At 73.0% G+C, this 13873-nt stretch carries 18 protein-coding genes; 13 read left to right on the top strand and 5 right to left on the bottom strand.

Features of this window, described 5'->3' with window-relative positions:
• Window positions 1-4: 4 nt before the first annotated feature.
• Window positions 5-430, bottom strand: coding sequence for a DoxX family protein (locus AB0C38_RS44480; RefSeq protein WP_360685877.1), 426 nt, complete (start codon window positions 428-430; stop codon window positions 5-7).
• Between the two features lie 497 nt (window positions 431-927).
• On the opposite strand from AB0C38_RS44480, the gene AB0C38_RS44475 reads away from it, so the two are divergent.
• The 8 genes from AB0C38_RS44475 to rimO all read left to right on the top strand — a co-directional run bounded on the left by AB0C38_RS44475 (window position 928) and on the right by rimO (window position 7480).
• A complete protein-coding gene (locus AB0C38_RS44475; RefSeq protein ID WP_360685875.1) occupies window positions 928-1614 on the top strand; it encodes a TetR/AcrR family transcriptional regulator C-terminal domain-containing protein in 687 nt (228 codons plus the stop codon).
• On the top strand, window positions 1614-2717 hold the full coding sequence (locus tag AB0C38_RS44470) for an NAD(P)/FAD-dependent oxidoreductase (protein ID WP_360685872.1): 1104 nt from the start codon (window positions 1614-1616) through the stop codon (window positions 2715-2717). The genes AB0C38_RS44475 and AB0C38_RS44470 overlap by 1 nt, the downstream gene beginning before the upstream one ends.
• A 16-nt stretch (window positions 2718-2733) precedes the next feature.
• The gene (locus AB0C38_RS44465) at window positions 2734-3432 is read left to right on the top strand and encodes an alpha/beta hydrolase (RefSeq protein WP_360685869.1); all 699 of its coding nucleotides are present in this window, start codon (window positions 2734-2736) and stop codon (window positions 3430-3432) included.
• A 24-nt stretch (window positions 3433-3456) separates the two neighbouring features.
• The gene (locus AB0C38_RS44460) at window positions 3457-4707 is read left to right on the top strand and encodes a helix-turn-helix domain-containing protein (protein WP_360685866.1); all 1251 of its coding nucleotides are present in this window, start codon (window positions 3457-3459) and stop codon (window positions 4705-4707) included.
• An 85-nt stretch (window positions 4708-4792) separates the two neighbouring features.
• Entirely contained in the window at window positions 4793-5044 is a 252-nt protein-coding gene (locus AB0C38_RS44455) for a hypothetical protein (RefSeq protein WP_360685863.1), read from the top strand.
• A gap of 27 nt (window positions 5045-5071) precedes the next feature.
• Window positions 5072-5704, top strand: coding sequence for an NAD(P)H-dependent oxidoreductase (locus AB0C38_RS44450; RefSeq protein WP_360685860.1), 633 nt, complete (start codon window positions 5072-5074; stop codon window positions 5702-5704).
• A 95-nt stretch (window positions 5705-5799) separates the two neighbouring features.
• Window positions 5800-6114 carry a hypothetical protein gene (locus tag AB0C38_RS44445; RefSeq protein WP_360685857.1) on the top strand — a complete coding sequence of 105 codons (315 nt, stop codon included), beginning with the start codon at window positions 5800-5802 and terminating at the stop codon, window positions 6112-6114.
• A gap of 4 nt (window positions 6115-6118) precedes the next feature.
• Window positions 6119-7480, top strand: coding sequence for a 30S ribosomal protein S12 methylthiotransferase RimO (gene rimO / locus AB0C38_RS44440; protein WP_360685854.1), 1362 nt, complete (start codon window positions 6119-6121; stop codon window positions 7478-7480).
• Here the strand turns inward: rimO and bla are convergent.
• Window positions 7473-8381: a class A beta-lactamase gene (gene bla / locus AB0C38_RS44435; RefSeq protein WP_360685851.1), complete on the bottom strand. Its 909-nt coding sequence runs from the start codon at window positions 8379-8381 to the stop codon at window positions 7473-7475. The genes rimO and bla overlap by 8 nt on opposite strands.
• A gap of 108 nt (window positions 8382-8489) precedes the next feature.
• On the opposite strand from bla, the gene AB0C38_RS44430 reads away from it, so the two are divergent.
• From AB0C38_RS44430 to AB0C38_RS44420, 3 genes are read left to right on the top strand one after another with little or no spacing between them, the layout of a single operon-like run.
• Window positions 8490-9356, top strand: coding sequence for a LysR family transcriptional regulator (locus tag AB0C38_RS44430; protein ID WP_360685848.1), 867 nt, complete (start codon window positions 8490-8492; stop codon window positions 9354-9356).
• The gene (locus AB0C38_RS44425) at window positions 9353-10255 is read left to right on the top strand and encodes a serine hydrolase (RefSeq protein WP_360685845.1); all 903 of its coding nucleotides are present in this window, start codon (window positions 9353-9355) and stop codon (window positions 10253-10255) included. The genes AB0C38_RS44430 and AB0C38_RS44425 overlap by 4 nt, the downstream gene beginning before the upstream one ends.
• Window positions 10256-10298: 43 nt before the next feature.
• A complete protein-coding gene (locus AB0C38_RS44420; RefSeq protein ID WP_360685842.1) occupies window positions 10299-10631 on the top strand; it encodes an antibiotic biosynthesis monooxygenase in 333 nt (110 codons plus the stop codon).
• A 118-nt stretch (window positions 10632-10749) separates the two neighbouring features.
• Here AB0C38_RS44420 and AB0C38_RS44415 read toward each other — a convergent pair whose 3' ends face one another.
• A complete protein-coding gene (locus AB0C38_RS44415) occupies window positions 10750-11316 on the bottom strand; it encodes an isochorismatase family protein (protein WP_360685839.1) in 567 nt (188 codons plus the stop codon).
• Between the two features lie 55 nt (window positions 11317-11371).
• Here AB0C38_RS44415 and AB0C38_RS44410 point away from each other — a divergent pair, with 55 nt between their 5' ends.
• A complete protein-coding gene (locus tag AB0C38_RS44410) occupies window positions 11372-11653 on the top strand; it encodes a hypothetical protein (RefSeq protein ID WP_360685836.1) in 282 nt (93 codons plus the stop codon).
• Window positions 11654-11711: 58 nt separating this feature from the next.
• Here the strand turns inward: AB0C38_RS44410 and AB0C38_RS44405 are convergent, their stop codons facing one another.
• Together AB0C38_RS44405 and AB0C38_RS44400 are read right to left on the bottom strand one after the other, a co-directional pair.
• The gene (locus tag AB0C38_RS44405; protein WP_360685833.1) at window positions 11712-11894 is read right to left on the bottom strand and encodes a CsbD family protein; all 183 of its coding nucleotides are present in this window, start codon (window positions 11892-11894) and stop codon (window positions 11712-11714) included.
• Window positions 11895-12038: 144 nt separating this feature from the next.
• On the bottom strand, window positions 12039-13298 hold the full coding sequence (locus tag AB0C38_RS44400; protein WP_360685830.1) for a cation:proton antiporter: 1260 nt from the start codon (window positions 13296-13298) through the stop codon (window positions 12039-12041).
• A gap of 183 nt (window positions 13299-13481) precedes the next feature.
• On the opposite strand from AB0C38_RS44400, the gene AB0C38_RS44395 reads away from it, so the two are divergent.
• On the top strand, window positions 13482-13826 hold the full coding sequence (locus tag AB0C38_RS44395; protein ID WP_360685827.1) for a hypothetical protein: 345 nt from the start codon (window positions 13482-13484) through the stop codon (window positions 13824-13826).
• The last annotated feature ends 47 nt before the right edge of the window (window positions 13827-13873 follow it).

The following is a 13873-nucleotide window of genomic DNA, read 5'->3' as shown; positions in this document are numbered from 1 at the left end:
ACGCCTAGGCCGTGACGCGGGCCCGTGCCGGCTCGGAAGTCCTTTGCAGGGCGGGAAGGTTGCCGAGCGCGAAGCGGCCCGGGCCGACGAACGCGACGACGAGCAGGCTCCAGCAGAACAGGGTCGCGGCCTCGCCGCCGTTCTGGATCGGGAGCAGGCCGTCCGGCAGGTGCGCGGTGAAGTACGCGAAGGCCATCGAGCCGGAGCCGAGGATCGCGGCCGCCCGGGTGCCGAGGCCCAGGCAGACGAGCGCGCCGCAGACGAGCTGGATCACCGCGGCCCACCAGCCCGGCCACGCCCCGACGGCGGCGGGGGCCTTCGCGCCGAGCACGCCGAACAACGTTTTCAGGCCGTGGCAGGCGAACAGGAAGCCGATGACGATGCGGTAGAGCCCGATGACGTGGTCGCGGGCCGGGTCCAGGCGGTGCATGGTGCCTCCGGTGAGCGGGGTGCGGGCGGCATCGGACGGCCGGCGGTGTCGCCGGCCTCCGCGGATTCGGTGTATTCCAGATATACCGCCCGTGAGAAGGTGACACACCCCCCGAAAGTTGCTTAACCGGTTTTCCGAAAATTTCGGTGCAGTGGTCTGTACCTTTGGGTTTACCCTGCGGTGGAAGCGGAAACCGCCAGACGGGTGATCTTCGTTCAGTGGTCCAGACCAGTTAGGGAACTGGTCCGTGTTTCGCGATTGTTTCGAATGTTTTCCCTCTGGAAATATTCAGCGGGGCAGTGGTGTGCTCTGGGCCTGGCGGATCAGCGAGGGTCCACCGGCTGGTGCCGAAGGTGATCGTCCCGACGCCCCGGTTGTCCACCTTGACCCGTGCCGGCGGCAGCCGGTGGTGCCACCCGGCGGAACTCCGTGCCGGGCGGCACGTACATGTTCGTCCCGAACGTGCACGGAACGAACATGTTCGCTACAGTGGAAGCATGGCTCCGGAAAGCACCTACAACCGCCGGGAGCGTCCGGCGAAACCGGCGTTGACCCGCGAAGGGATCGTCGCGACGGCGGTCGCGGTCATGCGCGCCGAAGGCGTCGAGCGCGTCACCATGCGCCGGCTCGCCAAGGAGCTGGACACCGGTGCGGCTTCGCTCTACGTGTACGTCAAGGACACCGAAGAACTGCACGCCGCGGTGCTCGACGAGCTGCTCGCGGAGGTCGGCCTCGGCGGGGCCGGGGACTGGCGCGAGCGCCTCTGGGCGGTGCTGGACTCCTACCGGTCGGTGCTGTTCGCGCACCCGAGTCTTGCCCGCGTCGCGCTGGTGACCCGGCTGAGCGGGCCGCACTACCTGGCCGTCGTCGAGGCGGTGCTCGCGCTGCTCGACGAGGGAGGCATGGCGCCCGGGCAGGCCGCCTGGGCGGTCGACGTGCTGCTGCTGACTGCCACGGCGACCGCCGTCGAGCACGGCAGCCGCCGCGAGAAGCCGGGGGCCGCCCGCGAGCACGACGTCATGGTCGACTCCCTGGCCACGGCCTCCCCGCGGACCCACCCGCACATCGCCGCGCTGGCCGCCGACCTGGTGTCCGGCCCCGGCCCCGCCCGCGCGCGGTGGGCGTTCGACGCGCTGCTCAACGGCGCGCTCGCCACCCCGCGCCCCGAACCCGAGGAGACCTGATGACCGGAATCGCCATCGTCGGCGGCGGCCTGGGCGGCCTCACGCTGGCCCGCGTCCTGCACACCCGTGGCATCGCGTCGACCGTCTACGAGCTCGACGCCTCACCGATCGCCCGTGACCAGGGCGGCACGCTCGACCTCCACGAGGAGTCAGGTCAGCGCGCCCTCGCCGACGCGGGCTTGACCGGGCAGTTCCGCGCCATCGCCCGGGAAGAAGGCGAGGCCCTGCGGATCCTCGACCGCGACGGCGTCGTCCGCTTCGAGGAGACCGCCGAAGCGAGCGGCGGCACCCGGCCCGAGGTCGATCGCGGTGCGCTCAAACGGATCCTGGTCGAATCGCTGCCGGCCGGCGTCGTCCGCTGGGGCACCAAGGTGACCGCGGCGGCCGCCGGCCGGCTCACCCTGGGCACCGGCGAGGTCGTCGAAGCCGACCTGATCGTCGGCGCGGACGGCGCGTGGTCGAAGGTCCGGCCGCTGCTGTCGCCCGCCGTCCCGGTCTACTCCGGGCTGTCGTTCGTGGAGGCCCATCTGTCCGATGTGGACGAAAAGCACCCGGCCGCGGCCGCGCTCGTCGGCTCGGGCTCGATGTTCGCGCTGGCCGGCGGGAAGGGCCTGATCGCCCAGCGCACCAGCGGCGGCCGGATCCGCGTGTACGCCGCCGTCAAGAACGAAGATCCCGACGAGGTCACCGGCCTGGCCGACCGCGCGCGCCTGCTCGACGTCTTCGGTGACTTCGACGCCGGGCTGCGCGCCCTCGTCGAGGACAGCGACGAAGAGCTGATCCCGCGCCCGATCCACGCCCTGCCGGTCGGCCACCGGTGGGACCGCGTGCCGGGGGTGACCCTGCTCGGCGACGCCGCGCACGTGATGTCCCCGTTCGCGGGGGAGGGCGCGAACCTCGCCATGCTCGACGCCACCGAACTGGCTCTTGCGCTGGCCGCCCACGACGACGTCGAAAGCGCTCTCGCGGCGTACGAAGCCGCGCTGTTCCCCCGGGCGGAAGAAGCGGCCCGCGACTCGGCGTTCAACCTCGAAGCCTGCTTCCGGCCGGACGCGCCCGCCGCGATGGTCGACCAGATGCTGGCCCACACCGCCCACTCCTGACCGGAAGGAAACCACCATGACCCGAACACTGCGCCCCCACCCGGGGCTGGACATCCCGCTCGTCGACACCGGCAGCGGCGACCGCACCGTGCTGGTTCTGCACGGCGGCGCCGGCCCGCGGGGCGTCGAGCCGATCGTCGAGCACTTCGCACCGGACGCGCGCGTGCTCGCGCCGACGCACCCGGGCTGGGCCGGCACGCCCCGCCCGGACTGGTTCTCCGGCGTCGACGACCTCGCCGTGACCTACCTCGACCTCCTGGACGACGAAGACGTGAGTGACGTCCTCGTCGTCGCCAGCTCCTTCGGTGGCTGGGTCGCGTCCGAAATGGCCGTCCGCGACCGTGGCCGCCGGATCGGCAGGCTGGTCGTGCTCGACGGCATCGGTCCCGACGTCGAGGGCCACCCGATCAGCCTGCCGCAGCCGCCGCCCGGCGCGCCCGGGCCGGACCCCGCGGACATGGCCGCGCTGCGGGTCTACGGCGGCCCGCGGATCGCCGACCCGAAGCTGCTGCGCCGGCTCGCGCGCGTCCGGATCCCGGCGCTGCTGGTCTGGGGTGCCGACGACGTCGTCGTGCCGCCGGAGTTCGGCAAGGTCTACGCGGCCGCGTTCGCCGACGCGCGGTTCGAGGTCGTGGCGGGCGCCGGCCACGTGCCCCACGTTCAGGCTCCGGCCGAAACGTTCGGCTTGATCGACGAGTTCGCCGGACGAGCTTGATCGTTCACCCCGTAGGGTGGCTCCATGGTGGACGAACAAGTCGTCGCGGACCGCCTCCGGCAGATCGCCGGCACTCTCGCGGACCGGGCGGGCGAGCTGACCGGGGAGCTGGTCCAGCTGTACGCGGCCGACCTGCCGCAGCTGGTCAACGACGACGAGCGCATGGTGAGCCTGCTGTCGGCGAGCGTCTACCAGAACATCGAGACGGCCCTGCAGATCTTCCGGCACGGCATCGACCCGGCGACCGTCGACCCGCCGGCCGCGGCCATGGAGTACGCGCGCCGGCTGGCGCAACGCGGCACGCCGGTGTTCGACCTGATCCGCGCGTACGACCTCGGGCAGGCCGCGATGCTCGACTTCGGGTTCCAGGAGTGCATCCGGCTCGTCGACGACGCGGCCCTGCTCGGGGCCATGATGCGCCGGCTGCTCAAGGTCGCCTACGAGTTCATCACGCGGGTGGTGCGCCAGCTGGTGAGCGTCTACCAGGACGAACGCGACAAGTGGCTGCTCAACCGGAGTGCCGCGCGGGCGGCGAAGGTGCTGGACCTGCTGAGCGAGAACGCCGGCCCGGCCGACGTCGACGCCGCCGAGGCGGTCATCGGCTACCGCCTGCGCGGCTCGCACGTGGGGATGGTCGTCTGGCACGCGTCCGAGTCCCACGACGTGCTGTCGCTGCTGGAGTCGGTCGCGGGCGCCGTGCTCGAGCGCGCCGGCGGCCAGGGACGTCCGCTGTTCGTGCCCCGCGACGTGGCCGGCGCGTGGGCGTGGCTCCCGGTCGAGTCGGTCCGCCGTGAGCACCTCGACGCGGTGCTCGCGGAGGCCGACCCGGGCGTGCGCGTGACGGTCGGCGACCCCGGCACCGGCGTCGCGGGCTTCCGCGACACCCACCAGCAGGCCCGCCGGGTGCACGCGCTGGCGCTGGCCGCCGGCGAGCACTGCGACCGCGTGCTGACCTTCCGGGAGGTCGGCACGGTCGCGCTGATGACGACCGACCTCAACGCGGCCCGGCTGTGGGTCTCGAGCACGCTCGGGCCGCTGAGCGCCGACGACGAGAACTGCGCGCGGCTGCGCGACACCCTGCGCGTGTTCCTCGCGTCCGGCGGCAGCTACACGGCGGCCGCGGGCGAGCTGACGATGCACAAGAACTCGGTCCAGTACCGCGTCCGCAAGGCGCAGGAGCTGCTGCCGCGCGAGCTCGCCGAAAGCCGCCTGGACGTCGAGCTCGCGCTGAACCTGAGCCACCGCCTGGGCGCGGCCGTGCTGTCGCCGGTGTGACTTTGGTGTCCCGGACCACCACCGCCGAAGATCGTTGGGTCGCGGGCACGAAGCTGGAATGAGCCGTTCGGCCTACGTTCCGTGTATGGGTGAAAACGGTGGGATGCTCGCGCTGGTGCGGCTACGCCGAGGCGTCGTCGGCGAAAGCAGACGCGTCTGTCACCTGATCCCCGTCCCGCCCGCGGGCGCCGTGCCGGCGCAGCTGACCGCGCTGTGCGGCGAGGGGATCTTCCCCGGCGAGGCCGAAGTGCTCGACGGGCTGCGCGGGATGCCGTGCCACGCCTGCCTGATGGCGAACGCGCCGTCGGGGCCGGGCCTGCTGGCGAACGCGGGCTGACGCCGGCCGCCGTGGCAAGCTGACCCGGTGATCGACGAGACGTCCCGGCCGGTGGTCGTCCTGCTGGCCCACCCTCGGCCGGGAAGCTTCAACCACGCGCTCGCCACCAGGGTCCGCGAGACCCTGGCCCAGGCTGGGCGGCCGGTGCTCTTCCACGACCTGTACGCCGAACGCTTCGACCCGGTGCTCACCGCGGAAGAGGCCTACACAAGCGGGACGCGGGCGGAGGAGTTCCTCGCCGCCGAGCCGGATCCGCTGGTGCGGCAGCATCGGGACGAAGTGCGCGAAGCGGGCGGGCTCGTCGCGATCCACCCGAACTGGTGGGGCAAACCGCCCGCGATCCTCGCCGGCTGGCTCGACCGGATCCTCGTCCCCGGCGTCGCCTACCGCCTCGACGACGCGGGCGGCGCGCCGGAGTCGCTCCTCTCGCTGCGGCGGCTGCTGGTCGTGAACACGTCCGACACCACCGAGGAGCGCGAGCGGACGCTGTTCGGCGATCCGCTCGACGCGATCTGGAAGCGCTGTCTCGCGCCCTACCTCGGCGAGCCGGACGTGCGCCGGCTCGTGCTGCGGGTGGTCGCCGACGCGGACGAACGGCGCCGGACCGGGTGGCTCGACGACGTCGAAACCGAGGTCCGGCACCTGTTCGGTGGTCACTGACCGCTTCCGGCCACTTCCGGTGAAGACCTTGAGGGGCTTTCGCGCGGCGTGCGATTCTCGGCTCGACCGGCTACCGGACGCACCGAGGGGGAACCGTGAGCATGCTCGAGCGGATGGCCGAAGAACGCCGGCTGCGGCAGGAGAGCGCCCCGGAGGCGCCGGCCGGGAAGCAGTGGGGGACCTGCGTCGGCGTCCACGAAGTCGGTGACCGGCGCCGGAAGGTGGCTCGCGTGCTGCTGGCCAGCGGCATGGTGATCACCGCCTACCTGCCGCTGAACGCCATCGCTCCGGTGGTCGACGCGCCGGTGCTGGTGCAGACCCGGGCGATCGGCGACCCGGGGCCCGGCCGCGGCGAGTTCGTGACCGCGATCGGCGACCAGCCGGCCCACGGCGACGTCGTCGCGGACTGACGGCGTGCGCACCGTCTCCCTGGTGACCCTGGGCTGCGCGCGCAACGAGGTCGACTCCGACGAGCTGGCTGCCCGCCTCGGCGGTTCGGGCTGGCGCCTGGCCGAGGCCGGGGACGAGGCCGACGTCGTCGTGGTGAACACCTGTGGCTTCATCGAAGCGGCCAAGAAGGAGTCGATCGACACCGTGCTCGCCGCGTCCGGCAAGGGCGCGAAGGTCGTCGCGGTCGGCTGCATGGCCGAGCGCTACGGCCGTGAGCTCGCGGACGCGCTGCCGGAGGCCGACGCCGTCCTGTCGTTCGACGACTACCCGGAGATCGGCGACCGCATCGAAGACGTCCTCCAGGGCCGGACCCGGCCCGCGCACACCCCGCGCGACCGGCGGACGCTGCTGCCGATCACGCCGGTCCAGCGGCCCGCCTCCGTCGTCGCCCACGTGCCCGGGCACGCCGGCCCGGCGAGTGGCCCGCCGGTGCTGCGGCACCGGCTCGGCGGCGGCCCGATCGCGTCGCTGAAGCTGGCGTCGGGCTGCGACCGGCGGTGCACGTTCTGCGCGATCCCGAGCTTCCGCGGCGCGTTCGTCTCGCGGCCGCCCGCCGAGATCCTCGCCGAAGCCGAATGGCTCGCCGGCCACGGCGTGCGTGAGCTGGTGCTGGTCAGCGAGAACTCGACGTCGTACGGCAAGGACCTCGGCGACCTGCAGGCACTGGAGAAGCTGCTGCCGGAGCTCGCCGCCGTCACCGACCGCGTCCGCGTGAGCTACCTGCAGCCGGCCGAGCTGCGCCCCAGCCTCGTCGAGGTGATCGCCGGAACGCCGGGCGTCGCACCGTACTTCGACCTCTCGTTCCAGCACGCGAGCGGGCCGGTGCTGCGCCGGATGCGCCGGTTCGGCGACCGCGAGCGGTTCCTGCAACTGCTCGACGGGATCCGGGCCGTGGCGCCGGACGCCGGCGTGCGCTCGAACTTCATCGCGGGCTTCCCCGGCGAGACCGACGCCGACTTCGCCGAGCTGAAGCTCTTCCTGGAGCAGGCTCGGCTGGACGCCACCGGCGTGTTCGGGTACTCGGACGAGGACGGCACCGAGGCCGCCGGTCTGCCGGACAAGGTCCCCGCCGCGTTGCTCGCCGAGCGGGTCGAGGAGCTGTCGGTCCTCGCCGACACCCTGGTCTCCCAGCGCGCGGAGGACCGGCTCGGCACGAGAGTCGAGGTGGTCGTCGGGACCGGCGGCCGCGGCTGGGCGGCGCACCAGGGACCGGAGGTCGACGGGCAGGTGACGTTCGCCGGAGCGGCGCCGGAACCGGGTTCGCTCGTGCGGGCCGTGGTCGTCGGCACGCGCGGCGTCGACCTCGAGGTCCGCGTCCTCACTTGAGAGCGCTGAAGACGAGCTTCGCCGCCTGCGCGAGCAGCCGGTCGTCCGGTTCCGCGTCCTCCGTCTTCTTGTCGGACATGACCACCACGACGATCGGTGCGCGCCCGGGCGGCCAGACCACGGCGATGTCGTTGCGCGTCGCGTAGTCGCCGGTGCCGGTCTTGTCGGCGACGGCCCAGCCCGCGGGCGCACCCGCGCGGATCACGGTCGCGCCGGTGGTGTTGGCACGCATCAGGTCCGTGAGCACGGTGCGCTTCTCCGGCGGCAGCGCGGTGCCGAGGGTGAACGCGCGCAAGCTGGCGGCCATCGCGCGCGGGGTGCTCGTGTCCCGGATGTCGCCCGGCGCGAGATCGTTGAGGCCGGGTTCGGTCCGGTCGACGTGCGTGGTCGTGTCGCCGATCCCGCGCAGCGCGGCGGCGAGCCCCGGCGGCCCGCCGAGCTCCTTGAACAGGAGGTTCGCGGCGGTGTTGTCGCTGTAGCGCAACGCCGCGTCCATGGCGTCGCGCAGGGAAATGCCGGTGGTGACGTGCTTTTCGGTGACCGGGGAGTTCGACTGGAGGTCGGCGCGGGTGTACTTCAGCACCTTCGCGAGCCCGTCGAGGCTCGTGCGCTGGAGGACGGCCGCGGCCGAGAACGCCTTGTGCGTCGAGGCGTAGCCGAAGCGTTCGTCGCCGCGGTGGGCGAGTTCGCGGCCGGAGCCGGTGTCCACGGCGTACACGCCGAGGCGGGCGTCGAACTCACGCTCCAGCGGTGCGAAGTCCGCTTGCGGGGCGGCGGCGGTTTTCGACGACGACGACGCCGGCGGCGCGGGAGCCGGTGCGGGGGCTTCGGCGGCGCAGGCGGTGAGCGACACGAGGGCCAGCGCGGCGAGCGTGGCCCGCCGGACGTGGGGGAACGGCACGAGGCAACCTTTCCGATCTTGAGCGACCTCCGCAGTCTCACCGGCTTCGCTCATGCTGTCCAAGACGGAAACGAACGGTTCGATGCCGGAATCGCATAGAGTGGCGTCGTGGACCTGGTCGGCGGCTGCAGGGCGTTCGTGAGCGTGAGCGAGGCGGGGAGCTTCACCGCGGGCGCGGCGGTCGCGCGCATCCCGCAGCCGGTCGCGAGCCGGCGTATCGCCGCGCTGGAACGGCACTTCGGCGAGCGGCTCTTCGACCGCTCGACCCGCCGGGCGCGGCTCACGCCGTTCGGGCGGGACGTGCTGCCCTCGGCCCGGCGGCTCGTGCAGCTGGCCGACGCGCTGGACCACGACGCGCAGCGGGCGCGGCTGCGGCCGATGCGCGTGGCCGTCCCGGACACCTGCGGCGTGCGCGAGCTGGCGGAACTGGCCGCCGAGGCCCGCGCGCTGGAGGTCCACCTGGAGTTCCGCGTCGCGCCGCCGGGGGAGCGGGCCGAGCTCGTCCGCACCCAGGAGGTGCGGGCGGCGCTCGTCGCGGTCCCGGCCGACGAGGGCGTGTGGTCCGTGCCGCTGGGGCTGGCCGGGGTGGTCGCGGCGCCGGCGCGGGTCGTGCACCTGGAGACGTTGCGCGCCGGGCGGTCCGGCGGTGCCCGGCGCCACGTCCGGATCCAGCCGGAGGACGACGTCCCGCACGTCCGCGACCGGCTGTTGCGGGTGCGCGACGCCGTGGGCCTGCTGCCCGCCCAGGTCGCCGTGTCCGGCTCGCTGACCGCGGCCGCCGCGGCGGTGTTCGGCTCGGCGGACCTGCTGCTGTGCTCGGCGGCGCAGGCCGATCAGCTGGGGCTGCACTGGCGGCCGGTCGGGGAGGTCGCGCTGGCGCGCGGCTTCGGCGTCGCGGCCGCTCTGGGCGAAGACGCCGACCGGGTGCGTGGCCTGTCCTCCGCGGTCGCCCGGTGCTTGGGAGCCGAGGCGTGAGCGCGGAAGGGCTGGTCCGGCGGCTGCGGGCCGAGCTGGACGACGGCGGGCTGCGCGGGTCGTTCCTGGTCCGCGACCTGCGGTCCGGGCACGAGCTGGGGATCGACGCGGACCGGGTGTATCCGATCGCGTCGCTGGTCAAGGTCCCGCTGGCGGCGGCGACCCTGGAGCGCGTCCGCCGCGGCGAACTGGACGGTGCGACGCAGCTGGAGGTCGCGCCCGGCGGCGTCACCACGCCCGGCCCGATCGGGCTGACGCGGTTCCGCCACCCGGCCCGGATCGCCGTCGACGACCTGCTGTACCTGAGCACGGCGCTGAGCGACGGCGTGGCGGCCGACGTCCTGTTCGGCCTCACCCCGCCGGACTTGATCATGCGCACGCTGGACGGCTGGGGCTTGCGCGGAATCGCCGTGCGCCACCTGATGGCGGACCTCGTCGACACCCCGGCCGAGCGGTTCGACGCGGGCGAGGCCGATCTGGCGCATTCGCTGGCCATCGGCGCGGGCACGGCGGGGCAGGGGCACCGGCTGGCCCAGCTCGACGTCACGCGCGCCAACGCGGCATCGGCGCGGGCCGTGCTCGAGCTGCTGCAGGCGCTGTGGACGCCGTCCCGGATCGACGCTTCGGTGGCCGCGGGCGTGCGGGACCTGATGGCGCACAACGTGATCCGCCATCGCTTGACGCCGGACTTCGCCTCGGACGCGGCCCGCTGGTCGTCCAAGACGGGGACGCTGCTGAACCTGCGGCACGAGGCCGGGGTCGTCGAGCACGGGGACGGCCGGGTGTTCGGAGTGGTGGCGCTGACGGAGTCCCAGGTCCCGGCGGTGCTGCAGCCCGAGGCGGACGTGCTGATGGCCCGGGTGGCCCGGGCCCTGCGCGACCACCTGCGCGGAGCGTGAATATCGGGTTGGGCGCGCGGGGGCGCGGACCTAGGCTCCGGCTGTGCCCTTCACGAGACCTGAACCCCCGTATTACGCGGTGATCGTCAGCAGCGCGCTCGACGCCGACAACCTGGACGGCTACGAGTCGATGGACTCGCGGATGGCGGAATTGGGCCGCGCGCAGCCGGGTTATCTGGGGCGAGAGTCCCAGACGAGCGCCGACGGCCGCGAGCTGACCGTCCTGTACTACCGCGACGCCGAGTCGATCGCCGCGTGGAAGCAGCACCCGGAGCACCTGGAGGCCCAGCGCCTCGGGCGGAAGCAGTGGTACGCGGACTATCACATCGAGGTGGCCAAAGTGGAGCGCGCGTACGGCTTCAAGCGAGCGGAGTAGGAGAGCCGGTTCGGCCGGATGTCATGAACGACTCGTTCATGACATCCGGCGGCAGGAAAGAGTCGTTCATGACCTCGCGGTGGGCGGCGCCGCTCCCGCGGACCACCGGCCAGGTGGCTCAGGCCGGTACCGTCACCCCGAACTCCACCTCCGAAGTCAGCACCGTCCCCGCGGTCCGGCCCGGCGCCGCGTGGTGCCCCCAGTACAAGTTCGTGTGCGCGATGACCGCGCCCGGCTCCGGGGCCCCGTACGCCGACAGGTCCTCCGTCGTGTGCGCGTCGGCCACCAACGTCGCGTCGTAGCCGCGGGTGATCGCGCCGTGGAGGGTGGACCTGATGCACGCGTCCGTCTGGGCTCCCGCCACCAGCAGGCTGCCGATGCCGCGCGCGGACAGCACCGCCTCGAGGTCGGTGTCCTCGAACGAGTCGCCGTAAGCCTTGTGCACCAGCGGTTCCGGCTCGCGCCGCACCAGCTCCGGCACGTACTGCCACACCTCGCTCCCGCGGGGCAGGTCTTCGCTGGTGTGCTGCACCCACACCACCTCGACCCCGCTCGAGCGCGCCTTCTCGACCAGGGCGACGAGGTTCTCGAGGACGGCCGAACGGTCGTGAGCGCCCTCCATCACGCCGTTCTGCACGTCGACGATCAGCAAGGCGGTGTTCGGGCGGTCGGTCAATGTCGTCATGAGTGCCAGCCTAAACGCGGGCACCGACAGTTTTCGCGACGTAGCATGACCCGCCATGGACTACGGGATGCTGCTGCTCGGGGTCGTCCTGCTCGTCGTGGTCGTCGGCCTGGGCTCGTCGGCCACCGAACGCAGGCTCAGCCGCCGGCTCGAGCGGATGGAACGGAAGCTGGACGCGATCGCCGCCCAGCTCGGCGTGACCGTCGAGGAGCCGGGGCTCGCCGAGGTGACCGCCTTGCTGCGCGAAGGCAAGAAGATCCAGGCGATCAAGATCTACCGAGAGCGCACGGGCGCGGACCTCAAGGAAGCGCGCGACGCCGTGGAGCGGCTCGCCTAGGTCCAAACGACGAAAAGCCGCACCCCGGGAGCCCGGGGTGCGGCAGTCGCAGGACCGATCAGTGCTTGTCCTTGACGCCCTTCACGGCGTCCTTGATCTTCTCGCCGGCCTGCTTGAGCGAGCCCTTGGCCTGGTCGGCCTTGCCCTCGGCCTGCCACTGCTCGTTGCCGGTGGCGTCGCCGACGGCTTCCTTCGCGCGGCCCTTGAGCTCTTCGCCCTTGTTCTCGAACTTGTCGTTCATGGGATGCACCTTCCGTTGCGGCGACATTTCCGGATCGGCCAGTCGCCAAAAGGGCCTTGACGTTCGATTACCCAGTCACCGACCCCCTACACATCACGACCGGGCGAATGCCGTGAGGACCGTCACGCAGCACCGAGGCCGGGGTCACCGGGCCGGCAGGTGGCCGCCCATCCGTTCGATCCGCTGGATGGCCGGTTCCGCGAGGATGCCGTGGACCAGCACCGACACGGCCACGGCGAGCGCGCCGACCCGCCACAGCACGCCCTGCTGCGCCACCGGCAGCCGGTTGAGGGCGTAGGCGAGGTAGTAGAGGGTGCCGATGCCGCGGACGCCGAAGAACGCGATGGCCAGCGTCCCCGGCCGGCCGGCGGAGGACCCGAGCAGTGAGACCCAGCCGACCACGGGCCGCACCACCAGCACCGCGACCACGGCGATCACCACTTCCAGGGGGCGGAGGCCGATCAGCAGCCCGTCGCCGATGGCCAGGCCCAGCCCGAGCAGGGCGAGCGGCACGAAGAGCCGTTCGAGCTGGTGGCCGAAGGCGTGCAGGACGCCGTGGTAGTCGTGCTCGCGCTCCTGCTTACGGACCACGACCGCGGCGACGAACACCGCGACGAACCCGTTGCCGTGGGCCAGCTCCGCCAGCGCGTACGGCAGGAAGGCCAGGGCGAGCAGGACCAAGCCGTCGCCGTATTCGGCCAGGCGCAGCCGGTCCGACGACGTGTGGAAGATCGCCCAGCCGAGCCCGCGCCCGGCGACCAGGCCGAGCACCGCGCCGGTCACGACGGGCAGCAGCAGGTCCACCAGCACCCAGGAGACGTCCAGGCTCGGCCTGCTGCCCGCCATCGCCAGCCCGAGCAGGACGAACGGCATGGCCAGGCCGTCGTTGAGCCCCGCCTCGGTGGTCAACGTGAAGCGGATTTCGTTGTCCCGGGCCAGTTCCGGCTCGACGTCGGGGTGCGGCACGCCGACGTCGCCGGCCAGCACCGGGTCGGTCGGGGCCAGCGCCGCGGCCAGCAGCAGCGCCACGCCCGGCGCCAGCGCGAGCCACCAGTACCCGAGCGCGGCGATCGCCAGGATCGACAGCGGCATGGTCAGCGCGAGCAGCCGCCACGTCGAGCCCCAGCGTTTCAGGCCGAACGGGCGGTCGACCGACAAGCCGGCCCCGGCCAGCGCCACGAGGATGCCCACCTGGGTGAAGGACTCCACGCCGTGCAGGTGGGCGGCGGGGTCGCTCCACCCGTTGCCGTAGGGCGCGGGCAGCGGCAGCAGGCCCAGGACGATCCCGGCGATCAGCATCACCAGCGGTACCGAGAACGGCCGGTCGGCCACGAGCTTCGGCACGATCGCCGCGGCCAGGGCGAGCAGGCCGGCCACGCCGAACAGCACCGTCAACGACGACAAAGGTTCCTCCTGCCCGCTCGGTGCCGTGCCACCCGGGCGGGAGGTCCGTGCGCGCGGTCCCGGCCGAGCGTTCGCCGGTTCCGCCGATGCCCCTGCCCGGCCGGATGCGGGTAGCGTGACCGGGAGGTGGCGTCGCGCCCCGGGTTCCCGCTGTGCGCGCGGCGAAACCGGTGAGGAGGCGGCGTGACGGCGGCGAACGGGGCCGGGCGGCCCTGCCGGTTCTGCGGCACGGTGCACGGCCCGCGGGTCCCCGGCAAAGCCGGGCCGATCTGCGTGGACTGCGTGCGCGCCGGGCTGCGGGTGGTCCGGGACAGTGCCGACCGGGAGACCCCGGGCGGGGACGTGCTGGCCGCGGTGACGTCACCGCTGGCCGCGGTCTGCGAGTTCTGCGGCCGCCGCGAGCGCCGGACGTTCCTCGGCCTGCGGCGCCCGCTGCTGCGCGTCACGTGCGCCCAGCGCGACGCCGTGATCTGCGTCGACTGCCTGGACCGCGCGGGCGACGTGCTGAACCTCGCGCTGCGTCACTGAGCTCCGGGCCCGGCGGAGGCCCGGATCGGGCCGGCACCGCCGCGGGG

Source organism: Amycolatopsis sp. NPDC048633 (assembly GCF_040650695.1).
In the GTDB taxonomy this organism is placed as follows: domain Bacteria; phylum Actinomycetota; class Actinomycetes; order Mycobacteriales; family Pseudonocardiaceae; genus Amycolatopsis.
This window is presented reverse-complemented; position numbering and strand designations above follow the sequence as displayed.